Source organism: Xanthomonas sp. NCPPB 3959 (assembly GCF_056675575.1).
On record NZ_JBWWVR010000001.1, the window covers coordinates 477,895 to 500,490 of the forward strand.

Here is a 22,596-nt window from a genome sequence, read left to right on the forward strand (position 1 = left end):
CGAGGGCCTGATCGTACTCTGGAAAACCGTACCCTCACCCCAACCCCTCTCCCGACGGGAGAGGGGCTTTATGTACCTGGCGTTGTTTGAAGACTCCAGCACACTGGTCGATGACTTACGTCATGACAGACCTCAGCACGATTGACTGCTCATGACTCCAAAGCAGCGCTCGCCTGCGGCGTCTTCGGCACACCACGCGCACGTCGCACCAGCGCTGCTGCGCCGTTGCTCATGTCGTCGAGAATCGCGTAGATCGTCGGCAGGAACAGCAGGCTCACCACCGTCGAAAACGCTAGGCCGCCCGCAATCGCGCGGGCCATCGGGAAGTACGGTGGGCCATCGCTGAACATCGTGGTGCTGGTCAGCGAGATCGGCACCATCGCCAGGATCGCCGTGCCCATTGTCATCATGATCGGCCGCAAGCGCTCGCGTGAGCCTTCGATCAACGCCTGCGTGCGGCCCATGCCGCGGCGGCGCAGATTGTTGATGTGCTCGATCATCACGATGCCGTTGTTCACCACCACCCCCATCAGCACCAGAATGCCGATGAAGGACATGATGCCGAACGAGGTGCCGGTGATCCAGAACAGCCAGAACACCCCGAAGATCGAAAACAGCACACCGCTCATGATCGCCGCAGGAAACAGCAGCGACTCGAACACTGCCGCCATCACCACGTAAATCATCACCAGCGCGATCACCAGATTGAACACCATCTGGCCCATCGCTTCGCCGTCGTTCTGATAATCGCCGCCGTCGAAGGTATAGCTGTAACCGGCCGGGAAGCTCATCGCTTTTAGCGGTTTTTCCATCGCTGCACGTGCCTCCGGTACGGTCACTTTTTCGGCCAGATTGGCCTTGATGGTCAGCGTGGTCTGGCGATTGGTGCGGCCGATCTGCGTCGCCGCCGGGCGAATCTGCACGTCCACCAGACTGAGCAACGGTACGCTGCGGCCATCTTTGGTACGCACCGTGAAGCTGGCCAAGTCTTCCGGCTTGCTCTGTTCGGCGCCGGCAAACCGCACCCATACCGGCACCTCGTTGTCGCCGCGGCGGAACTCGCGCAACGGTGTGCCGCGCAGTGCCAGCCCGACGAAGCTTGCCACCTGCTCGGCACTGAAACCGAAGGCCGCCGCGCGCTCGCGGTCCACCCGGATCGCCAACTCGCTGGTGCGGTCGCCGGTGTCCACGTGCACATCGCGCAATTCCTTGCGCTGTGCCAGCAATGGAATCACGTCGTCAGCCAGCGCCTGCAATGCCTGGGTCGAATCACCGACCAGCTGCACCTGCACACCTTGGTTGCCGCTGCCGCCATCGCCCTGGTTGCCGATGCTGTAGTCGGCGCGCGCCGAACGCGGCAGGGCCTTGCGGATCTGCTCAAGCAATGCGGGCAGGTCTTTGACCTTGCTCGCGTCAAAGGTCACCGTGGTGCTGCTGCCTTCCACCTCGCTGAACCACGAATACACCTGGGTGATGTGGTACTTGTCGCGATTGGCTTCCAGGAAATTTTCGACTCGCCCGATTTCCTCGCCGAGCTGTTCATGCGTGTACGAGCCTTTCCATTGGTACTGGATGAAGGCCTCGTTGCCGCCATCGCCACCGAACATGTCGACCTTGGTCAACTTCATCGGCACCAGGCTGATCGCGCTCACCAACACGATACCGGCCACGCTCCAGCCGCGATGGGCAAGCGTCCATGCCAGCACCTTGGCATAGCGACGCTGCAGCCGCGCGATCACGCCATGTTCGGAGGTCACCATCGGCGGTGTCTTCATGCGCGCCGACAACATCGGGATCAGGCTGATCGCCACCAACCACGAGGCCAGCAACGACACCGAAATGGTGATCGCGATCTGCGCCATGAAAATGCTGATGTTGTTGGTCTCGCCGAACAGGTTCGGTACGAACACGATGCAATGGCACAGCGTGCCGGCACTGAGTGCGATCGCCACGCTGCGTGTGCCCAGCAGCGCAGCCAGCTGCGGTTGGCCGGGCATGCGCTCGCGTTCCTGGTAGATGCTTTCCACCACCACCACCGCATTGTCGACCAACATGCCGACCGCCAGCAGCAAGCCCATCATCGTGAGGATGTTGAGCGTGACGCCGACGAAGTACATGAAGCCCAGCGTGATCGCAAAGCAGATCGGAATCGCCAGCGTCACCATCAGCGTCGAGGGCCAATGCCGCAGGAAGAAGAACAGCACCGTGATCGACAACAGCAAGCCCACTGCACCGGCTTCGGCCAGTTCGGCCAGCGATGAGGTCACCGCCTTGCCTTGGTTGTCGATCACCTTGACCTGTACATCGCGCATCGCAGGCTCGGCGCGGATATCTTCGACTTCCTTCAAAGCCGCTTTGGACACGTCCACCAGGTTGGCGCTGCGCTCCTTGTAGACATCCAACCCGATCGCCGGGCGTCCATCTAGACGACGCCCGTAATTCATCCGCGTCGGCTTGAGCCGCACCTCGGCGATATCGCCCAAACGCAGTCCTTTTGCGTTGAGCACCAACTCGCGTAACTCCTGCAGATCGCGCAGTTCGCCGATCGGCTGCACGCGGATGCGCTGGCCGTTGTCATCGATCTGGCCGGCAGATACCGAGAAATTGAGCTTGCTCAGACGCTCGCTCAAATCGTTGAGGCTGAGGTCGTGCGCGGTCAGCCGGTCCGGCGCGATGGCGATCTCGACCTCGTTCGGCGGTGCGCCGGAGATCTCCACCTTGGCCACGCCGGGAATTCGCTCGATACGCCGCTTGAACTCGCGGTCGAGCATGTCGTACGCGCCGGTCAAGTCGGTCTGGCTGGCCAGGCGCACCTTGAGTACCGGCTCGTCGCTGCTGGACCACTTGAAGATATGGAAGCGCTGCAGATCCTCCGGAAAATCATCGCGAATGGCATCCAGCCGCTCGCGCGCATCCGATGCGGCGATGGCGATGTCGCGGTCCCAGTCGGAGAACTCGATGAAGATATTCGCGCCATCGGCGGTGGCGGTCGAGCGCATGCGCTTGATGCCGGTCATCGTCGCCAGCGCTTCCTCGGCCGGCCGCACCAGGTTGCGTTCCACCTCGTCCGGCGTAGAGCCGGTGTACGGCAGTTGCACGAACAGGAACGGTGCGGAAATGTCCGGCAGTGCTTCCAGCGGCAGCCGGAAGGCGGCGATCAACCCCACCACCACCAGCGACACGAAGCACATGATGGTGGTGACCGGGCGACGGATGCTGAAGGCGGCAACGCTCATAGCGCCTCCAGTCCGTCGGTGTTATCGCGCGCCTGCGCCTGCTGCCGCGCCATGCGCCGGCCGCGCTCCAGGTAGTACGCGTCCGCGCGGCGATCCAGCAAGTCGTACACCACCGGAATCACCAACAGCGTCAGCAGCGTGGACACCAGCAGGCCGCCGATCACGGTGATCGCCATCGGCGCGCGCACTTCCGCCCCCTCGCCCATCGCCACCGCCAGCGGCAAAAAGCCGAACAGCGTGCACAGCGTGGTCATCACGATCGGCCGCAAGCGCGAACGCGCGCCTTCGATCAAGGCCTCGCGCTTGGGCACGCCCTCCTCGCGCAACTGGTTGACCTTGTCGATCAGGATGATCGCATTCTTGGTCACCAGCCCTACCAGCAGGATCAAGCCGATGAATACCACCACCGACACCGGCTTGCCGGTCATCAGCAAGGCCAGCACCGCGCCGACCATTGCCAGCGGAATGGTGAACAGGATGACGAACGGATGCAGCAGCGATTCGAACTGCGAGGCCATCACCAGATAGACCAGAAAAATCGCCAGGCCGAACGCGAACAACAGCGACTTCACCGACTGCGCCAACTCTTCGCCCTGCCCGCCGATATGCATGCCCACCCCGGCGGCCAGCGGATTGTTGCGCACCATCGACTCGACCTCGCGCACCGCACCGCCCAGATCCATGTCATGCAGGCTCGCCGACACGATCGCCACGCGGGTCTGATCGGCGCGATGGATCTCGCTCGGCCCGGTCGTCGCCAACACCTCGGCCACCGCCGCCAGACGCACCGGTCGACTGCTGCCCGGGTTGACGATCAGCTGCCGAATTGCCTCCACGCTGGCGCGGTCGCTGTGCTGCGCACGCACCAGCACATCGATCTTGCGATCGCGAAAGCTGTAACGCGTGGCCACATCGCCGCGCACCTTCTTGACGATGACATCGGCGATCTGACGCGTGGTCAACCCCAACGCACCGGCACGTTCCTGATCGAAACGGATCTGGATTTCCGGAAAGCCTTCTTCCACTGTCGATTTGACGTCGGCGTAGTGGCCATTGGCACGCAGCATCGCCGCCAACTTCTGCCCGGCACGTTCCAGTTCGCCCAGATCCTGCCCACGCAGCTCCACTTCCAGCGGCGTGGAAAAGCTGAACAATGCCGGCCGCGCAAAATCCACCTGTGCCCCGGGATGCCCGACCATGCTGCTGCGCAGCCGCTCGGTGGCCGCAGCTTCCACTTCAGGACTACCGCCGCCGGCCATCACCACGGTGAGCTTGCCGATGTTCTCGCCGCTCTCGGTAGGGTTGGCATCCAGCCGCGTGCCGCTGCCGCTGACGCCATACAACGAGGCGATGCCCGGATCCTTGTCGTGCGCCAGCTGCAACTCGCGCACCAACGCATCGGTTTGCGCCAGCGGCGTGCCGGAAGGCAGCTTCACCGTCATTTCAAAACGGTCCTGCGCCAGCTGCGGGATCAGGTCCGCGCCCAGCATCGGCACCAGAAACACCGTGCCGATAAACGCAGCCGCTGCCAATCCCAGTACCAACCCGGGTCGACGCAACGCCGCCGGCAGCATCGCCAGATAACCACGCTCGGCACGCCCATACGGCGCCATCGCCAGGTCGCTGGCCTTGCGCATCACCGGCGACACCACCCGCGCGATGCCACGCCAGAGCTTGACCACCGCCCACGCCGCACCGAAGAACGCATAGCGCACGCTCGCACCCGCGCCACGCCGGCCTGCGGCCACCGGTTTGAGCCAGCGCTGCTCCGGCTGCCACTGCGGATGGCTCGGCTCGTCCGGGAACGCCATCGGCGGCGCACCCTTGAGCGAACTCAGCATCGGAATCAGCGTCATCGACACCACCAGCGAGATCGCAATCGCGATCGCCACCGTCATTGCCTGGTCGCGGAACAACTGCCCGGCAATCCCTTCGACGAACACCAGCGGCAAAAACACCGCGATCGTGGTCAGCGTGGAGGCCATCACTGCCATGCTCACTTCACGGGTGCCGGCAATCGCCGCATCCAGCACGCTCAAGCCGCGTTCGCGCGCCTTGGCGATGCTCTCCAACACCACGATCGAATCGTCCACCACCAGGCCGGTCGCCAGCGCCAATCCGCCCAGCGACATCACGTTGAGGCTCAGTCCCAACTGGCCCATGAAGAAGAACGTGGTGATGATCGACACCGGCAACGACAGGCTGATCACAAACGTGCTCCAGCCATCGCGCAGGAACAAGAAGATGATCAGGATCGCCAGCACGCCACCGATCACTGCATCCTTCTTGACGTCGCTGATCGCGTGCTCGATGAAGTGCGACTGGTCCTCGATGGTGGTGATCTCCACATCGCCGGGCACGGTCGCCTTCAACTGCTCCAAGCGCTTGCGCAATGCAGCCGCCGTGGACACGGTATTGGCATCGCCTTCCTTGTAGATCGCCAGTTCCACCGTTTCCTTGCCGCCCAGGCGGATGATCGCCTCGCGTTCCTTGTAGCCCTGGCGCACCTCGGCCACATCTTTCAATCGCACCGGCATGCCGCCGGCAATGCTGCTGCTGGCCGACGACGAGGTGCTCTGCACTTCGGCCGCCGCAGCCAATGCCGCCTGCGAGCCGGTGGACGCGGCAATTGCATACATCTGCTGCATCGCTGCTTCCGCCGCGCTGCCGCTGCTGCTTTGCGTGGTCACCAGCATGTTGCGGATCTCGTCCAGATCCACGAACTGGTTGACGGTGCGCACCAGATACCGCTGCGAGCCTTCTTCCAGGCGGCCGCCGGAGATGTTGACGTTCTCTTCCTTGAGCCGGGTGATCACGTTGTCGATCGGCAGATTGAGCTGGGCGAGTTTCTGCTGGTCGATATCGACCTGGATCTCGTCTTCCAGCCCGCCGCCGACCTTGACCGCGGCCACGCCGGCCACCGGTTCGAGCTTCTTCTTCAGATCCTCGTCGGCATAACGACGCAAGCCGGTGAGCTGACGAATCGCATCGCTGTCGGAGGCCGGCGCCTGCTTGGGCGACAGCGCAAGCCGCATGATCGGCTCGGTCGAGGGATTGAAGCGCAACAGCACCGGCGGCTTGGTTTCCAGCGGCAGCGACAAGGCTTCCATCTTGTCGCGCACTTCCAGGCCGGCCTGGTCCATGTTGGTGCCCCAGGCGAATTCCAGCACCACATCGCTTTGCCCGGTGCGCGAGATCGACTTGAGCTTGCGCAGGTTCTTGACCACGCCGACCGCTTCTTCCACCGGCTCGGTCACCAGCGTCTCGATTTCCGCCGGCGCCGCACCGGTGTACTCGGTGCGCACGGTCAGCGTGGGATAGCTCAGATCCGGCAGCAGATTGACCTTGAGGCTACGCAGCGCGATCAGCCCGAACAGCAGCATGGTCACGGTGATCATCGCAATGGTCACCCGCCGCCGCGTGGCGAAGGCCACCAAACCGCCACCACCTCCGTGCAATGGCGCATGCGGGTCGTGCACGGGTCCGTGCGCGTTGCCGTGATCGCTCATGAGCGTTTCTCATCGCTGCCGGTGTTGTCGCCGGCTGCCGCTGCCGCCGCCACCGGCTTGCGCTCAGGCTGGCCGATGATCTGCACCACGGTGCCATCGCGCAGCGCCACCTTGCCGGCGGTGACCACCTGGTCGCCTTCCTTCAGGCCTTGCCGCACTTCCAGCCACGGACCTTCGGCATAACCCAGCTTCACCGGTACCCGGCTGGCCTTGCCATTGCGCACCACGAACACCGCCGGTTCGCCATCGTCCAGCAGCGCCAGGCGCGGGATCACCAAGGCATCCTTGCGCTGGTCGTAATCGATGCGAATGCGCCCGAACATGCCCGGCTGCAGCGCTTCGGCGCCCTGGCCGAACGCACACACCACGCGGAACGTGCCACTGCCCGAATCCACCACCGGCGCGATGCGATCGACCTTGCCGATGAATTGCTGGCCCGGCAATGCGTCGGCGAGCAAGGTCACCGGCTGGCCGGATTTGAGCGTGGCCAGTTCGCGCTCGGGCACATTGAGCGTGGCTTCCAGCTGCGAGTCGTCGACGATGCGGAAGATCGGCGTGTTGATCTGCACGAAGTTGCCGGTCTTGATCGAACGCGAGGCGATCACCCCGGAAATCGGCGCCTGTACCGTGGTGTAGGACAACTCGAGCGATGCGAGCCGGTACTGCGCGCGGCTGTTTTCGACATCGAACTTGAGCTGGTCGACATCGGCGGCACTGACCAATTGCTGGCCGACCAGTTGCGTGGCACGGCGATAGCTGTTTTCCAGCTTGCGCAATTGCGCCTCGCTTTGCGCCACCGCCAGATGCGCGCGGTCCGGGTCCAGCCGTACCAATGCCTGGCCAGCCGACACTTTTTGCCCCTCTTCCACCATCACCGCCAACGCCACGCCGGACGTCTTGGCCACCACCTGTGCTTCGGCACGCGGCTCCAGCGCGGCGGTGCCGGTATAGCTGGCCGCCACCGCACGACGCGCGGCCTTGGCGATTTCCACCGGCACCGCATCGACGGTTTTCTTTTCCTCGGCGGCCTTGGCCTCGCCGTCTCCGGTCTTGCAACCGCCCAGCAGCAGGCTAGTGGTGATCAACAACGCGGCGGCGCAGGTTCCGCTGCGGCCGGGCAAGAAAGAGAGTGGCGACATCGTCGTGTCCTAGTGGATGCGTGAACAGGTGTTGTAGGCAAGTAAACCACCCGAACGATCATGTCGCCAATGCGCCAAAGGTCATGGTCCGTTCAAGTTCGCCTATTCACCCCCGGTTTGCGTCGCGCCAAATCGCAGGCATACTCGGACCGGTTCGTCACGCCCCCACGTGCGGACGCTCAATCAGTCTTCCGGATACGAAACCATGCGCCCGCAGCCGCTCGCCGCTTGTCTCGCTCTGGTCGTCTTCCTGCCGTTTGGGGGCGCATCAGCGACACCGTCAATCCCGCCTGCAGTTCCGTCCACGCCTGCGCCCGCCGCGGCAGTGGCAGCACCTGCAGCGCCCACCGGCAATCCGTCGAATGGCCGGCTACTGGCTTATACCTGCCAGGGCTGCCATGGCGTGACCGGCTACAAGAACGCCTACCCCAGTTATCGCGTGCCCAAGATCGGCGGCCAGTCCAGCCAGTACCTCACGCAGGCGCTGACCGAATATCGCCAGGGCAAGCGTAAACACCCGACCATGCAGGCACAGGCGCAGAGCTTTTCCGAGCAGGATATCGCCGATATCTCCGCCTACCTGTCCACCCTCAAATAAGCGCCCACATGACGAACGCCCTGTACGCTCCGCGTCTAGCCATCGCCCTGGTCGCTGCCCTGATGCTGGCGGCCTGCTCCCAATCCCAGGTGGAATCCACCGATCATTCTGCCGGCGATGCCGGCCACGCCAGCGGCGAGCACGGCTCCGGCTCGTCGGCCGGCCTGCCGACCGGCCGCGCTGCCGCCGGCGACAAGCTGGCTCACGCGAAAGGCAAAGCCACCGGCCAGAGCTGCGTGGATTGTCACGGCGCCGATGGCAATGCGCCGATCGACCCCAGCTACCCCAAACTCGGCGGCCAGTACGGCGACTATCTTGCGCATGCCTTGCAGGCCTACCGCAGCGGTGACCGCCAACACGTGTTGATGACCGCGCAGGCCACCGCGTTGAGCGATCAGGACATCGCCGATCTGGCCGCGTATTTCGGTGCACGGCAGACGCAGTTGCGCGATCTGCACGGCGTCAATTGAGTCATAGCGTGCGTGCCGTATCGGGCGCACGCTCCGTCTCATTCCGAATGAAAAACCACTTGCGCGAACCTTAACCGGCCGCTATCATTTCGTTCTCAGTTTCGTGGGGCCATAGCTCAGCTGGGAGAGCGCCTGCATGGCATGCAGGAGGTCGGCGGTTCGATCCCGCCTGGCTCCACCACTCCTGGCATTAGGCCGTCAGGATGACAACTCAGGTTTTGATACGCGTCCCCATCGTCTAGAGGCCTAGGACACCACCCTTTCACGGTGGACACCGGGGTTCGAATCCCCGTGGGGACGCCAATCATCTGAAAGCCTCGGCATTGCCGGGGCTTTTTTTTGCGTGTTTTTACTGCGAGCACTGCGGGCGAGCAGATGCATTTAGTCGATGCACCCAGCGGCAGATGCGTCCGGCAAAATTTTTCTACGAATCACTTCCCAAGCGCTCCCGATATCGCTATGATTGCCGGCTCGCAACACTGCGGGGCCATAGCTCAGCTGGGAGAGCGCCTGCATGGCATGCAGGAGGTCGGCGGTTCGATCCCGCCTGGCTCCACCAAATTCTAGACATAGGCCGTCTGGAATCTACAACCAGGTTTTGATACGCGTCCCCATCGTCTAGAGGCCTAGGACACCACCCTTTCACGGTGGACACCGGGGTTCGAATCCCCGTGGGGACGCCAATCATCTAGAAGCCCCGGCACTGCCGGGGCTTTTTTTGCCTGACGTTTACGTGTGCGAACGTCTACGCAAAAAATTGCGTCAGGTCTGCCCGTCATCCAATGCCTTGCGACCTTCGTGGGTGAGATCGATATCGCCGTCTTCGGCCTGCGTCGCGTAGCCGGCGCGCACTGCCCAATTGGCTTCTTCGTCGGCGACCGGCGTGGTGTCGTGGATGTCGCGAAGAATGCGCAGTTGCTGCGAAGAGTCAAAATCCATGGAGGCCACCTGCTTGTAAAGAGCCTTCCACGGTACGGACCGGGCGTGATGGTTGCGTGCCTGCACGTCGCTCGACGCGTATCGAGATCATCTCGCGTGCATGCGCTCGCACTGCGCAACGCCATGCCATGCCGATCATGTGCCCGCCCGCGCGAACAGAACGCACTGCGCTACACCGCAGACATGCGCCACATCGCACGGTTCGACCGCGGGGTGCGAAAAAAGCCCCCGCACGCGATAACCTCAGCGTGCGTCATGAAGCACATCAGCAACCCAGTCGCGCCTTCTCCATCACCACCGAACCACGCAAAGCAAAAAGCCCCTCCAGATTTCGCCGGAAGGGCTTTCGCTTGTACTGCAGTAACTTGGTGCCGAAGGTGGGACTCGAACCCACACGCTTTTAAGGGCGGCGGATTTTGAATCCGCTGCGTCTACCGATTCCGCCACTTCGGCGTGGCCGCGCAGTATAGCGAGTCGCGAGCGAAACGAACAGTGTCAGAACGTGGCTGACGAATTCAGCTGCAAGCGGGGTCTGCAACCCGTGGGCGAACCGGTGTCGATATACTGGCTGACTTACGTGGAGGAGTGGGCAATGTCGGTGTTGCGTGGAATTCGGGTACTCGTGGTCGAAAACGATGACATGAATGCCATGCTGCTCGAGTTGCAGCTCGTCCAGGCTGGCGCCGCCGTGCTGGGCCCTGTTGGAGAAGTCGCCGAAGCGTTGCAGCTGATCAATGCCGACGCGCCCGATATTGCAGTGCTGGATTACCGTCTCGGCAATGGTCAGACCAGCGAGCCGATCGCTCGGCTATTGTCGGAGCTCGGAATTCCGTTCGTGCTGGCCACCGGTGTTGCCAGCGGCAGCATCCCGAGCGGCTTCGAACGCGGCGTGATCCTGACCAAGCCCTATTTGTCCGAAGAACTCGTCGGTGCCCTGTCCAGGGCGCGGCAGCTGAGCGACGCAAACAGCTAAAGCAGCGAACAGCAACAGCGCAAAGCGAGCGCGGCCGCCGTTCGAAATCCGCGGGTTTCCACCTATGTCGCAGTCTGTGCGTGCCCGCATCTAAATGGTGGGCACCTGCTGCGCTATCAGCTGGTCCAAAGCAGTCGCTACCACCCTGGTTGCCACTAGAATCGTGGATTGAAGGTTTACAGGCGGGCCGCCGGATGGATAGCGCCGTGTTGCCGTTTGCCGGCCTGCTGCCGGAGACGAGCGAAACTGCCATGTTGTTGCACGCCTCTACGTGCGCTGCCGACACGTTGTTGCGCAATAGTGCGGCGTTGCGCACCACCTTGTCGGTGTGTCTGCACGCGCAGGTTCCGATGCTGCTGGTCTGGGGCGAGGCATCGCATTGCGTCTATAACGACGCCTGCATTGCGTTACTGGGTGAGCGCCACCCGGCCGCATTCGGACAACCGCTTGCAACACTGACGCTTGTAACACCGATCGACGCGCGCACCTCCAACGGCGTGCGTGTCGAAGCGACGCCTGCACTGAATCTGGCGGCATGGTCGTGCAGCCCGGTGTTGGATGCCGGCGAACGCGTGGGCTCGTTGTATGTTGCCGGCACGCCGGCCGCCAACATCCGCGCTGCCGGCAGCGACCCCGAGCCGCTTGCCGTGTCCGCGGCACTTGATCAATCGCCCGCCTTCATGGCGGTGCTGCGCGGACCCGACTACATCATCGAAAGCGTCAATCAACGCTTCCACGAACTGGTTGGCGAGCGGCTGCTGATTGGTCGTCCGTTGGTCGAAGCGATGCCGGAAATCGTCGACCAGGGCTATCTGGGTCTGCTCGATGAAGTGCGTCGCAGTGGCCAGCCCTTCATTGGCGAATCGATGACCGCCTACCTGCAGCGCACGCCCGGCAGTGCGCTGGATGAAACCTTCGTGGATTTTCTCTATCAGCCGATACGCGATAGCGAAGGCTGTATCGATGCGATTCTGGTGCACGGATTCGACGTCACCCAACAACGCCGCGGCGAGAGTCGCGACAGTTTCCTGTTGATGCTCGAGGACGCGCTGCAGCACGTCTCCGATCCGCGTCAGATCATCGACACCAGCGTGCGTTTGCTCGGCGAACATCTGCAGGCCAATCGCTGTGCGTTCGGTCTGGCGGGTGCGGACGGCAAGACCATGCACGTGATCAGCGACCACGTGCAGGACATGCCGAGCCTGCAAGGCGATTTCCCATTGGAAGTGGCGCAAGGACTGCGCGATGCCTTACTGGAAAATCGCCCCTGGTTCACCACCGATGCCACCGCGCCCGGTGCACCGGACTATGTGGCAGAGCAATATCGCCGCTCCGGCCTGCGCGCATCGCTGGCCATTCCGTTGCACAAACACGGCCGCCTGGTCGCGGCGATCGGCGTGCATCAGCGCGCACCGCGACGCTGGTTGTCGACCGAGATCGAACTGGTCCGCCTGGTCGCGGCACGCTGCTGGGAATCCATGCAACGGGCCAAGACACAGCAGCAACTGACTGCCAGCGAAGCACGTCTGCGGCGCCTGGCAGACACGCTGCCGCAGATCATTTTCATTGCCGCAGCGGATGGGCATCCGCACTACTTCAACCAGCGTTGGTACGAGTACACCGGACTGAATCCCGCAGACAGCGAAGCGGCTGCATGGCAGCAAGCGCATACCGCCGATGGCCTGCAGCTGTCCGCGCAGGCGTGGACGCAGGCATTGCGGGGCGAGCGCGCTTACGAGGTCGAATGCGAACTGCGGCGGCACGACGGCCAGACGCGCTGGCATCTAGCGCGTGCGCTGCCGGTGCGCGGTGACGAGGGCAGCATCAGCGAATGGATCGGTACCTATACCGACATCCACGACCGGCGCGCGTTCGAGCAGCAATTGCGCGAAAGTGAGACGCGCTTCCGCGCCTTGTGCGAGACCGTGCCGGCAATGATCTGGATGTCCGACGCGCAAGGCGACTGCGTGTACTGGAATCCGCGCTGGTACGACTTCACCGGGCAGGCCGAAGACCAGGCCATGGATCAGGGCTGGTGGGATGTGATGCATCCCGACGATGCCGCGCGCGTGCGGGATGCGTTCGAACAATCGCTGCAGCAGCGCGGTGAATTTCTGGCCGAATACCGCGTGCGTCGCCATGACGGGCAATACCGTTGGTGCATCGATAACGCCTCGCCGCACTTCGCCAGCGATGGACGTTTTCTGGGCCACATCGGCTCGCTCACCGACATCTCCGAACGCAAGCACATCGAAGATGCCACTGCCTCGGACCGCGCCATCCTGAGTCTGATCACCACCGGCGCGCCACTGCAGGTGGTGCTGGACGCCATCGCCTTGAGCGTGGAAGCGCGTAGCGAGATCCCCTTGTATTGCGCGGTGATGGTGCTGGATGAAGTACGAAAAACACTGAGCTTCGGCTCGGCGCCGCATTTTCCAATCGAGTACCGCGGGCCGTTCGAAGCATCGCCGATCGGGCTGAGCGGGCCGCCCTGCGCGCGCTCGGCCTATCTTGGCCGGCAAGTGATCTGCGAGGACATCCAGGCAGACCCCAGCTTCAGCGACCATCACGCCGTCTCGTCGGCACTGGGCATCGTGGCTTGTTGCGTGACGCCGATCCTGGACAGCAATGGCCAGGTGTTGGGCACGCTCAACATCTATTACGACCGCACTCACCTGCCCTCGCTGCGCGAACAGGCGATGGCGCGCTCTGCATCGCATCTGGCCGGCATCGTCATCGAACGCACGCGCGTGGATGCCAAGCTCAAGCTGTCGCTGCAAGCGGAAACCACCGCGCGTGGCCAGGCCGAACATGCCAGCCGGGTCAAGGACGAGTTTCTGGCCACGCTCAGCCACGAATTGCGCACGCCGCTCAACGCCATCCTGGGCTGGTCGCGGCTGATGCAGTCGGACATCTTCGAGCCGGCCAATCTGGGCAAGGGCATGGTCATCATCGAGCGCAGCGCGCGCGCGCAAACGCAGATCATCGACGACCTGCTGGACATGAGCGCGATCCTGTCCGGCAAGCTCCGCCTGCAGCCGGAGCATTTCGACATCGCCGGGCTGGCGCGCAGCACGGTGGAATTGATGCAGCCGGCCGCATTCGCACGCGAGATCAGCTTGGAGCTGGATGCGCCCACGCAGGGCGAATTGTGGTTCTTCGGCGATGCCGGGCGCCTGCAGCAGGTGCTGACCAACCTGCTCAGCAACGCGCTCAAATTCACCGCCCCCGGCGGCACGGTACGGGTGGCATTGGACATCGAAGACGAGCGACTGCGGCTATGCGTGCAGGACAGCGGCATGGGCATTGCGGCCGACTTCCTGCCACACGTGTTCGACCGTTTTCGGCAGGCCGATGCAGGCACCACGCGTCGTGTCGGTGGGTTGGGCTTGGGTTTGTCGATCTCGCGCCAGCTGGTGGATCTGCATGGCGGCAGTCTGGGCGCCTCCAGCGAAGGCGAAGGCAAGGGATCGACCTTCACCATCGTGCTGCCGTTTCAGCACGGCGTCAGCGATCTACGTCCGGCCTCGACAGAAACCAAGCAGGTCGGCCCGTTGCCGGCCGATTGCCATGGACGATTGGAGGGCGTGCGCTTGCTACTGGTCGACGACGACCAGGATTCACGCGAGGCGGTAATGCAGTTCCTGATGCACGCGGGCGCGCAGGTGCATGCGGCCGGCTCGGTGGACGCCGCCGAACAGTGCCTGGCACAAGGGCAATTCGACGTACTGGTCAGCGACATCGCGATGCCGGTACGCGATGGCTACGATCTCATTCGCACGGTGCGCTCCGGCTGCGCCGACCTGCCGCAGCATATTCCGGCAATCGCGCTGACCGCGTATGTGCGCGAAGAAGACCGCGACCGCGCCGTCATTGCCGGGTTCGACGCGCATATGGGCAAGCCGGTGGAACCGCCGGGTCTGGTCGATCTGATCGAACGTTTGATAATGCCGAAGCGCGCGCTACTGGACGAGGTTTGATATCGCTAAGAGCTGGTGACACGACGACCTTGTTTACCATCAGGGGCGCACTGACCATGTCCCTCCACTTCGTGCGCTACTCGGCTATCGCGTTGCGGAGATAGGTCAACGCCTAGTAGATCAAAAGCCTAGTGAGTCGAGCGCGCGGTGCCCTCGCCGCTTGCGGGACACGCCGTGAATCCGTCCTTGGAGGCTCAGTGGCGGCATCCATGCCGCCACATGGTCCCGCAAGCGGCGATGACACCGCACCAGAAAGTTAGTCGGTAGCTGGTTTAAAAAAAGCGCAATCTCGCGGGTTGCTCTGGCTTGCTTGTGCATTTCGCAGCACTAGATGAAAGCTAGCGAGTTAAACCGTCATGCACTTGCTCGCAACCGGAAACACCGACCATCCCGACTGGTCCTTGCCCGCCCACCGTTGCGGGACCTTATGCGGCATGGATGCCGCATAAGAGCCTACATGGACGTACTTGCGGCGTGTCCCGCAATGGTGGGCGGGCAAGGGCCCTGCAGCCAAGCTGCAGATCAGCGGCTCTACAACTGATCTATCCGCACAGTTGATCCATCCGCAAGGTACAACGCCCCAAGACAGCAACCTGACAACATCACTCAAGTGCGCTTTGCGCGTGCAAACGCGGCTGCCAGCGCGTTGTCGGCCGGCGGTGCAGTGGTGCGCGGCTTGTTGTTGCCCTGCCCCGGGCCTCGCCCACCACCACCATCGCGCCGGCCCTGCCCTGGGCCGCCATTGCCGCGCTGATCGCGTGATTGGGCTGCTGCATCGGCCGGCGGCGGCGCGTCGGACAGGCGGCAGGTCAGCGCGATGCGCTTGCGCGCCACGTCCACTTCCAACACCTTGACCTTGACGATGTCGCCGGCCTTGACCACATCGCGCGGATCCTTGACGAAGGTGTCCGACAACGCCGAGATATGCACCAGCCCATCCTGGTGCACGCCGATATCGACGAACGCACCGAATGCGGCCACGTTGCTGACCACGCCTTCGAGCACCATGCCGGGCTTGAGGTGCTTGATGTCCTCGATGCCTTCGGCAAACTGCGCCGCCTTGAACTCAGGGCGCGGATCGCGGCCGGGTTTTTCCAGCTCCTTGAGGATGTCACGCACGGTCGGTACACCGAACTGCTCGTCGGTGAACAGCTCCGGCTTGAGCCCGCGCAGAAAGCTGCCGTCGCCCAGCAACGCCTTGATCGGCTTGCCGGTGCTGCCGACGATGCGCTCCACCACCGGATAGGCTTCCGGATGCACCGCCGATACGTCCAGCGGCTCGTCGCCATCGGCGATGCGCAGGAAACCGGCGCATTGTTCGAAGGTCTTGTCGCCCAGGCGCGGCACCTTGAGCAAGTCCTTGCGGCGCTTGAACGGGCCATTGTCGTCGCGATGGCGCACGATGTTTTCCGCCACCGTGCTCGACAACCCCGACACCCGCGACAGCAGCGCCGCCGAGGCGGTGTTGACGTATACGCCGACCGCATTGACGCAGTCTTCCACGCGCGCTTCCAACGCCTTGGCCAGACGATATTGATCCACGTCGTGCTGATACTGGCCCACGCCGATCGCCTTGGGTTCGATCTTGACCAACTCGGCCAACGGATCCTGCAGACGCCGCGCGATCGACACCGCGCCGCGCAGCGATACATCCAGATTCGGAAATTCCTTGGCCGCAAATTCGGACGCCGAATACACCGACGCACCGGCCTCGCTGACCACCACCTTCTGCAGCTTGGCCGCGCCGCACAGCGCGATCGCTTCACCGGCCAGCTTGTCGGTCTCGCGGCTGGCGGTGCCGTTGCCGATCGCGATCAGTTCCACGTTGTGCTGCAGGCACAGCTGCTTGATCGTCTGCAGCGACTGATCCCACTGCCGCTTGGGCTCATGCGGATAGATCGTCTCGGTCGCCACCAGCTTGCCGGTGGCATCGACCACGGCAATCTTGCAGCCGGTGCGGATGCCCGGGTCGAGCCCGAGCACCACGCGTGCGCCGGCCGGCGCGGCCAGCATCAGGTCCTTGAGGTTGTCGCCGAACACCGCGATCGCCTCGGCCTCGGCCTTTTCGCGCGCCTGGTTGAACAGGTCCAGCAGCAGATGCATGTGCAGCTTGGCGCGCCAGGTCAGCCGGCAGGCGTCCAGCAGCCAGCGGTCGGCCGGGCGGCCCTGGTTGGACACGCCGGCGCTGAGTGCCACCCGGCCTTCGGCATACTGGTGGCCGGCCTCGGCGTCGCTGCCCGGGTCCAGATCCAGATACAGAAATTCCTCGCGGCGCGCGCGGAACAACGCCAGCAAGCGGTGCGAAGGAATCTTTGCCAATGATTCGACATGGTCGAAGTAATCGCGGTATTTGGCACCGGCCTCTTCCTTGCCCTCGGCCACGCGCGCGCGAATCACGCCGTTGTCATTCAACCAGCTGCGCAGCTCGCCGACCAGGGCGGCATCTTCGCCCCAGCGCTCCATCAGGATGGCGCGCGCGCCTTCCAGCGCTGCCTTGATGTCGGCAACGCCCTTCTCTGCATCGATGAACGGCGCGGCGGCCACTTCCGGCGCCTGGCTCGGATCGGCCAGCAACCCATCGGCCAGCGGCTCAAGGCCGGCTTCGCGCGCGATCTGCGCGCGGGTACGGCGCTTGGGCTTGTACGGCAGGTACAGATCTTCCAGCCGCGACTTGGTGTCGGCCGCGCCGATCTCGTTACGCAATTCGTCGCTGAGCTTGCCCTGTTCGCCGATGCTGGACAGGATCGCTGCGCGGCGCTCTTCCAGCTCGCGCAGATAGGTCAGCCGCGTTTCCAGATTACGTAGTTGGGTGTCGTCCAGACCGCCGGTGACTTCCTTGCGGTAGCGGGCGATGAACGGAACGCTGGCGCCTTCGTCGAGAAGGGCGATGGCGGCGCGCGCCTGAGCGGGTTGGGCACCGATCTCGTCGGCGATGGTGCGAGCGATCTGCTGGGCAAGCTGACTATCGATCATGACGGCGCGGTAGGAACCGCTTCACTGAAAAAAGCATTTTCGCAGTGCTGGCCCGCCGCGGGAACCCGTTGACACGGCACCCGTAAACCTATGCCGACGCGCTCAGCTGACGCGGCGCGCGTAATGGGTGGCTGCGCGCTCGACCAGAATGCTTTCGTGCAGCGATTCGAGCGCCATCACACGGATCTTGCCGACGTCTTTCAGCGGCACCATGCGCTCCACATAGACCTCCGGGCCGGCATCGGTCATCGCACGCGACTTGCTGAACCCATAAGGCACAACGCCTTTGTCGCCATCTTTGCTGCCACCGACGTACAGAACGATCGACATACCCACACCCTCGTTAACAACTGTGACTACGTTAGTGGCGCGAGCATAACGACCGTGCCGTGAGGAGCTTTCCACGCACGTTAACGCCGGCTGTTTGCGGTTTGGTGACGGCCGCAGGTCTGCTCGATCTGCACGACCGCTTCACCCCGCTTGGCCGTCAAATTACAGACCGCCCGCTCTCTGACGACACCGCATGGACCTCAAAAGTGGCTACCCGTTCTGGTCGATCCGCAACGGATTGATGCGCGCCTATCCGCGCCTGGAACAAGACACCCACTGCGAGGTCGCCATCGTCGGTGGCGGCGTCACCGCAGCCCTGATCGCGCACGAACTACTCAAGCACGGGCACGACGTGGTGGTGGTCGAACAACGCGAGATCGGCTGGGGCAGCACCTCGGCCAGCACCGCCTTGCTGCAATACGAAATCGACACGCCGATGATCGAGTTGGCCAGGCAACACGGCATGCCGGCGGCCGCGCTCGCTTACGGCGCGTGTGCGCAAGCCATCCTCGACCTGCAGGGTCTGTGCAATACGCTGGGCGGCTGCGATTTCACCCGCCAGGACAGCCTGTATTACGCGAGTCATGCACGCGATCTGAGGGATTTACGCAGCGAGCTGGAGGCACGCCAGGCGCATGCCTTGCCGGTGGAGTGGATCGAGCGCGCACCGCTGTGGCACAACTACGGCGTACGCTCGGAGGGCGCGATCCTCAGCCGCCTGGCCGCCAGCGTCGACCCGTACCGGCTGTGCTATCGCCTGTTCGCCGAGTGCGAGCAGTACGGTGCGCGCATCTACGACCGCAGCACGATTGCCACGCTCGAACCTCACGACCACCACGTGGTATTGCGCACGCAGGACGGTGTCAGCCTGCGCGCGCGCCACGTGATCATGGCTGCCGGTTATGGCAATCAGCAGTGGCTATCGCAACGCGTGGCGCGCAATCGCAGCAGCTACGCATTCGTGACCGATCCCTTGCACGACAGCGAGATGGGTGCGCTCAAGCACACCATGATGTGGGAAACCGCGCGTCCGTATCTGTACTTGCGCAGCACGCCGGATGGGCGCGTGGTGGCCGGTGGCGAAGACGACAACGTCGATATTCCCGCACGTCGCGATGCGCGCGTCATGCGCAAGCTGAAGACCCTGCTGAAGAAGATCCAGCAGACGATGCCGGATGTGAGCCTGCGCCCGGTGTTTGCATGGGGCGGCACCTTCGCCGAAACCGCGGACGGGTTGCCGTTCTTCGGCACCCACCCCCAATACGGGCCGCGCGTGTCGTTCGCAATGGCCTACGGCGGCAACGGCATCACCTATAGCGCGATCGGCGCCGGGTTACTGCGCGCACAACTGGAGGGCAGATCTCATCCCTTGTCCGAGCTGTTCGGGTTCTCGCGACTGGGCTGAACCCACCACGGCCACCACCCGTGGCCGTGCATCGCATAGTGATCGGCAGCCCGCTCCAGCGGATTGCGCACATGGATGCCGCCGCACAGGACATAGACCGGCAAGAACAGCGGCCCGAGCAGCATGTATTGATAGACGTGTGCACGTTCGTGATCGCCGAGACGCACCGGCGGATGCTGGCAGCGGCCGGCGGCATGCGCATAGGTGCTGCACTGCAGATCAAGCGAGGCACCTTTCAACAGGATCACATTGCCCAGCGTCATCGCCCCGCCCGGCCCCCACGGCCAGGCGTGGAAGACCAGTGCCAGCTCCTGGCTAGACCAGCGCGGGCGTGCGCCGAAACAGCTGCCCACCGCACCGATCACGATGCCAAGCACGGTGTTGGGCAGCGTCCACAACGCGCCCAACACCTGCACTGCGGGCCACCCGCGGGCGGCGGGCGTCAATCGGCCTGATTGGGGATCAGCAGCCACAGGATCAGATAGACCAGGATGCCCGGGAATGCGGCAGAAGCGATCGAGACGATCACGAACAACACGCGCAGCAAGGTGGAACTCCAGCCGAGCCGGCGCGCGATGCCGCCGACAACGCCAGCGATCATGCGATCGTTGAGAGAACGGGACAGCGTGGTGCTGGTGGACATGGCAAGGCTCCTGCAAACGTTGCGTGTAGTCTAAAAAGACCGGCGACAGCGTGTGGTGATGGCGACAGCGGCATGCTTGATGGCAGGCGTCTGGATCACGCCCTCGCGCCGCATCAGGCGTTGCCGCCACGCTCCTGCAGCCAGCGATGGATCGCCACCGGCACTTCGCGCTGCGCACGTCCGGAGACGTAGATACCGATATGCCCGCCGCGAAAACTCAGCTCGCTGTAATCGTCGCTGCCGACCAGGCCACGCAGCGCGCGCGAGGCATCCGGTGGCACCAGGTGATCGTGTTCGGCGTAGATGTTCAGCACCGGCATGTCGACGGCCTGCAGATCGACCGCCTGCCCGCCGATGCTCACCTGCCCCGTCACCAGGCCATTGCGCTGATAGAACAGCTTGACGAACTCGCGGAAGGCTTCGCCGGCCAGGTCGGGCGAATCGAAGATCCACTTTTCCATGCGCAGGAAATCTTCCAGCGCCTGCTTGTCGTCGAGGATGTCGAGCAAGCCGACATACTTCTGCAGATTCAGCCGGAACGGCTTGAGCATCAGGTAACTGGCGTTCATCAGATCCGCCGGCACGTTGCCCATCGTGTCGACGAACAGGTCCACATCGACCATGCGCGCCCAGTTGGAGAGCATGTTGTCGGGGGTATGGAAATCCACCGGCGTGACCATGGTGATCAGGTTGCGCACCTTGGGCCGTTGCAAGGCGGCGTAGCACAGCGAGAACGTGCCGCCCTGGCAGATGCCGAGCACATCGACCGCTTCCAGACCTGATTGCGCGCGCAAATGGTCCACTGCGCCGTCGATATAGCGCAGCAGATAATCCTCGAGCGTGAGGTAACGCTCGGAGCGGTCCGGGTAGCCCCAGTCCAGCACATAGACGTCCTGGCCATGACTCAACAAGCCCTTGACCAGCGAGCGGTCGGCCTGCAGGTCGACCATGTACGGGCGATTGACCAGCGCGTAGACGATCAGCAGCGGCGTCTTGGCCACCGGCGCCTGTTCGCCGACGAAGCGATACAGCACCACCTTGCCGTCGCGCCAGATTTCTTCGCGCTCGGTGACGCCGTAATCCACGTCTTCCACACCGGGCAGCAGCTTGAGCCCCTCGCGCAGCTTGCGCTGCATCGACAGGGTTTCCTGCATCAGGTCTTCGGCGCTGAATCCCAACGGGCCTTTCATGCCTGCGCTCCACGTGGCTTGCGTGCGGCCGGCTTGCTAGCGGGCTTGCCGGTTGCCGGCCTGGAGGCCGTTTTCGAAGCGGTCGTTTGTCTGGCCGGAGACTTTTTAGCTTCAGTCTTTTTCGCTGCGGTCTTTTTGACGGCGCTCGCTGCATACGCTGCTTCGGACACTGCGCTCGCCCTGGACGACGACGCACGCTTGGCCGTGGCCGATGCCACCGGATCTGCTGCCGGCGCTGCCGCAGGTTTGCTCGCCGGGCTGGCTGCAGTGCGCAGCATCCGTCGCACCGCGCGCTCCAGCTCGGCAATGCGGCGATGCGCGGCATCCATCTCCGAACGGGTCGGCATGCCGAAGCGTTCGCTCAGTTGCTCCACTTCTTCCTGCAGCGCGGCACGCAGGCGCATATGCGCGTTGGCAAAGCCGCCGTACACCTCGCGGAAGCGGTCGGACAACGCAATGTCTGCGTAAGACTCTTCGGCCGCTTCGATCCACAGATCGAACAAGGCGCGCGCACTGGTCAGCTGGCTGCCGCTGCTTTCGTGCTCGCCCAGCTTGGAGGTAAAACGCCCGAACGCCTGCTCGATGGCCGACTTGAGTTGTTCGCCATAGGCCTGCGACTGCGCCTGATACTCCTGCTGCGCGCGTGCCAGCGTCTGCAGGCGCGCTTGATGATTGCGGTTCAAGCCGAATGCCGGCATCTGCAGCCAGGGCGCGTTTTCCTGCTGCCACTTTTCCAGGGTCTGCGCTGCCTGCTGCAGCCACGGATCGAACCCGCCCGGGCTGCCGCCGCGCAACGAGCCCAGCGTCCACTGCATCAGTTGTTCGCCCTGCCCTTGCACGGCCTGTCGCCAGGCATCGGAGACTTCGTTGGCCGAGGTATCGCGCCCGGCAAACTGCGCGGCCACCTGTTGCATGGTGCCGAACCAGTCGCCAGCCTGATTGCGGAAACGGTCGATCGCCTCCTGCGCCTGCGGCGCGGCCTGGGTGGGCAACAACTGCGACCACCAGTCCATCGCCTTGCGCCAGTCCTGCGGTGCGTCCGTGCCCGGCCCCATGCCTGGAACCGCACCCGGCGGCGCAGCGGAGCCGGACTGGCCGTGGCGCATGGCATCTCCCCAGGCGTTCCAGTACTGGCGCGCCTTGTCTTCGTTGCCATTGTCCGAACCGCTGCTTGCCATCATCCCTTCCTGTGCCTGTTCACCGAGCCATCC

Annotated in this window: 14 protein-coding genes, 5 tRNA genes and 2 pseudogenes; 10 read left to right on the forward strand and 11 right to left on the reverse strand. The window is 63.7% G+C overall.

What is annotated here, in order from left to right:
• Positions 1-149 precede the first annotated feature (149 nt).
• The 3 genes from AC1KVG_RS01795 to AC1KVG_RS01805 are packed head-to-tail and all read right to left on the reverse strand — an operon-like array spanning position 150 to position 7,884.
• Complete coding sequence (locus AC1KVG_RS01795; RefSeq protein WP_481093317.1) at positions 150-3,236, reverse strand: efflux RND transporter permease subunit; 3,087 nt, start codon at positions 3,234-3,236, stop codon at positions 150-152.
• On the reverse strand, positions 3,233-6,745 hold the full coding sequence (locus tag AC1KVG_RS01800) for an efflux RND transporter permease subunit (RefSeq protein ID WP_481093318.1): 3,513 nt from the start codon (positions 6,743-6,745) through the stop codon (positions 3,233-3,235). The genes AC1KVG_RS01795 and AC1KVG_RS01800 overlap by 4 nt, the downstream gene beginning before the upstream one ends.
• Positions 6,742-7,884 (reverse strand): efflux RND transporter periplasmic adaptor subunit, encoded by a 1,143-nt coding sequence (locus tag AC1KVG_RS01805; protein ID WP_481093319.1) that lies wholly within the window; start codon positions 7,882-7,884, stop codon positions 6,742-6,744. The genes AC1KVG_RS01800 and AC1KVG_RS01805 overlap by 4 nt, the downstream gene beginning before the upstream one ends.
• A 205-nt stretch (positions 7,885-8,089) precedes the next feature.
• Between AC1KVG_RS01805 and AC1KVG_RS01810 the strand changes: the two genes are divergently transcribed.
• The 6 genes from AC1KVG_RS01810 to AC1KVG_RS01835 all read left to right on the forward strand — a co-directional run bounded on the left by AC1KVG_RS01810 (position 8,090) and on the right by AC1KVG_RS01835 (position 9,635).
• Positions 8,090-8,482 carry a c-type cytochrome gene (locus tag AC1KVG_RS01810; protein WP_023904106.1) on the forward strand — a complete coding sequence of 131 codons (393 nt, stop codon included), beginning with the start codon at positions 8,090-8,092 and terminating at the stop codon, positions 8,480-8,482.
• An 8-nt stretch (positions 8,483-8,490) separates the two neighbouring features.
• Positions 8,491-8,952, forward strand: a complete 462-nt coding sequence (locus AC1KVG_RS01815; RefSeq protein ID WP_006452401.1) for a c-type cytochrome — start codon at positions 8,491-8,493, stop codon at positions 8,950-8,952.
• 105 nt (positions 8,953-9,057) lie between these two features.
• Positions 9,058-9,133 (forward strand) — tRNA-Ala (locus AC1KVG_RS01820).
• Between the two features lie 46 nt (positions 9,134-9,179).
• Positions 9,180-9,255 (forward strand) — tRNA-Glu (locus AC1KVG_RS01825).
• A gap of 180 nt (positions 9,256-9,435) precedes the next feature.
• Positions 9,436-9,511 (forward strand) — tRNA-Ala (locus tag AC1KVG_RS01830).
• A gap of 48 nt (positions 9,512-9,559) precedes the next feature.
• A tRNA-Glu gene (locus AC1KVG_RS01835) sits at positions 9,560-9,635 on the forward strand.
• Between the two features lie 79 nt (positions 9,636-9,714).
• Here the strand turns inward: AC1KVG_RS01835 and AC1KVG_RS01840 are convergent.
• Positions 9,715-9,891 (reverse strand): hypothetical protein, encoded by a 177-nt coding sequence (locus tag AC1KVG_RS01840; protein WP_043909075.1) that lies wholly within the window; start codon positions 9,889-9,891, stop codon positions 9,715-9,717.
• Positions 9,892-10,257: 366 nt separating this feature from the next.
• Positions 10,258-10,344 (reverse strand) — tRNA-Leu (locus AC1KVG_RS01845).
• Positions 10,345-10,483: 139 nt separating this feature from the next.
• Here AC1KVG_RS01845 and AC1KVG_RS01850 point away from each other — a divergent pair.
• The 3 genes and pseudogenes from AC1KVG_RS01850 to AC1KVG_RS01860 form a co-directional block, all read left to right on the forward strand.
• The gene (locus AC1KVG_RS01850; RefSeq protein ID WP_023904110.1) at positions 10,484-10,864 is read left to right on the forward strand and encodes a response regulator; all 381 of its coding nucleotides are present in this window, start codon (positions 10,484-10,486) and stop codon (positions 10,862-10,864) included.
• A gap of 350 nt (positions 10,865-11,214) precedes the next feature.
• Positions 11,215-11,859: pseudogene (locus tag AC1KVG_RS01855) on the forward strand (PAS domain-containing protein); the annotation flags it as partial.
• A pseudogene (locus tag AC1KVG_RS01860) lies at positions 11,854-14,844 on the forward strand (PAS domain S-box protein); the annotation flags it as partial. The pseudogenes AC1KVG_RS01855 and AC1KVG_RS01860, both read left to right, overlap by 6 nt.
• 606 nt (positions 14,845-15,450) lie before the next feature.
• Here the strand turns inward: AC1KVG_RS01860 and AC1KVG_RS01865 are convergent.
• Entirely contained in the window at positions 15,451-17,817 is a 2,367-nt protein-coding gene (locus tag AC1KVG_RS01865; RefSeq protein ID WP_481093320.1) for a Tex family protein, read from the reverse strand.
• 102 nt (positions 17,818-17,919) lie between these two features.
• Positions 17,920-18,147, reverse strand: a complete 228-nt coding sequence (locus tag AC1KVG_RS01870; protein ID WP_006450935.1) for a hypothetical protein — start codon at positions 18,145-18,147, stop codon at positions 17,920-17,922.
• A gap of 193 nt (positions 18,148-18,340) precedes the next feature.
• On the opposite strand from AC1KVG_RS01870, the gene AC1KVG_RS01875 reads away from it, so the two are divergent.
• A complete protein-coding gene (locus AC1KVG_RS01875) occupies positions 18,341-19,552 on the forward strand; it encodes an NAD(P)/FAD-dependent oxidoreductase (protein WP_481093321.1) in 1,212 nt (403 codons plus the stop codon).
• Here the strand turns inward: AC1KVG_RS01875 and AC1KVG_RS01880 are convergent.
• The 4 genes from AC1KVG_RS01880 to phaE form a co-directional block, all read right to left on the reverse strand.
• The gene (locus tag AC1KVG_RS01880; protein ID WP_481093322.1) at positions 19,510-19,998 is read right to left on the reverse strand and encodes a hypothetical protein; all 489 of its coding nucleotides are present in this window, start codon (positions 19,996-19,998) and stop codon (positions 19,510-19,512) included. The genes AC1KVG_RS01875 and AC1KVG_RS01880 overlap by 43 nt on opposite strands.
• Complete coding sequence (locus tag AC1KVG_RS01885; protein ID WP_006450932.1) at positions 19,995-20,195, reverse strand: PspC domain-containing protein; 201 nt, start codon at positions 20,193-20,195, stop codon at positions 19,995-19,997. Before AC1KVG_RS01885 ends, AC1KVG_RS01880 begins: the two co-directional genes overlap by 4 nt.
• A gap of 113 nt (positions 20,196-20,308) precedes the next feature.
• A complete protein-coding gene (locus AC1KVG_RS01890) occupies positions 20,309-21,385 on the reverse strand; it encodes a class III poly(R)-hydroxyalkanoic acid synthase subunit PhaC (protein WP_115040110.1) in 1,077 nt (358 codons plus the stop codon).
• Positions 21,382-22,566 carry a class III poly(R)-hydroxyalkanoic acid synthase subunit PhaE gene (phaE, locus tag AC1KVG_RS01895; protein WP_481093323.1) on the reverse strand — a complete coding sequence of 395 codons (1,185 nt, stop codon included), beginning with the start codon at positions 22,564-22,566 and terminating at the stop codon, positions 21,382-21,384. Before phaE ends, AC1KVG_RS01890 begins: the two co-directional genes overlap by 4 nt.
• Positions 22,567-22,596: the final 30 nt, after the last annotated feature.

What these genes read in the sequence shown, in the direction of transcription:
- AC1KVG_RS01810 (WP_023904106.1), top strand. Translation starts at nt 8,090, where the DNA reads ATGCGCCCGCAGCCGCTCGCCGCTTGTCTCGCTCTGGTCGTCTTCCTG.
- AC1KVG_RS01875 (WP_481093321.1), top strand. Translation starts at nt 18,341, where the DNA reads ATGGACCTCAAAAGTGGCTACCCGTTCTGGTCGATCCGCAACGGATTG.
- AC1KVG_RS01850 (WP_023904110.1), top strand. Translation starts at nt 10,484, where the DNA reads ATGTCGGTGTTGCGTGGAATTCGGGTACTCGTGGTCGAAAACGATGAC.
- AC1KVG_RS01865 (WP_481093320.1), bottom strand. Translation starts at nt 17,817, where the DNA reads ATGATCGATAGTCAGCTTGCCCAGCAGATCGCTCGCACCATCGCCGAC.
- AC1KVG_RS01805 (WP_481093319.1), bottom strand. Translation starts at nt 7,884, where the DNA reads ATGTCGCCACTCTCTTTCTTGCCCGGCCGCAGCGGAACCTGCGCCGCC.
- AC1KVG_RS01800 (WP_481093318.1), bottom strand. Translation starts at nt 6,745, where the DNA reads ATGAGCGATCACGGCAACGCGCACGGACCCGTGCACGACCCGCATGCG.
- AC1KVG_RS01885 (WP_006450932.1), bottom strand. Translation starts at nt 20,195, where the DNA reads ATGTCCACCAGCACCACGCTGTCCCGTTCTCTCAACGATCGCATGATC.
- AC1KVG_RS01795 (WP_481093317.1), bottom strand. Translation starts at nt 3,236, where the DNA reads ATGAGCGTTGCCGCCTTCAGCATCCGTCGCCCGGTCACCACCATCATG.
- AC1KVG_RS01840 (WP_043909075.1), bottom strand. Translation starts at nt 9,891, where the DNA reads ATGGATTTTGACTCTTCGCAGCAACTGCGCATTCTTCGCGACATCCAC.
- phaE (WP_481093323.1), bottom strand. Translation starts at nt 22,566, where the DNA reads ATGATGGCAAGCAGCGGTTCGGACAATGGCAACGAAGACAAGGCGCGC.
- AC1KVG_RS01890 (WP_115040110.1), bottom strand. Translation starts at nt 21,385, where the DNA reads ATGAAAGGCCCGTTGGGATTCAGCGCCGAAGACCTGATGCAGGAAACC.
- AC1KVG_RS01815 (WP_006452401.1), top strand. Translation starts at nt 8,491, where the DNA reads ATGACGAACGCCCTGTACGCTCCGCGTCTAGCCATCGCCCTGGTCGCT.
- AC1KVG_RS01870 (WP_006450935.1), bottom strand. Translation starts at nt 18,147, where the DNA reads ATGTCGATCGTTCTGTACGTCGGTGGCAGCAAAGATGGCGACAAAGGC.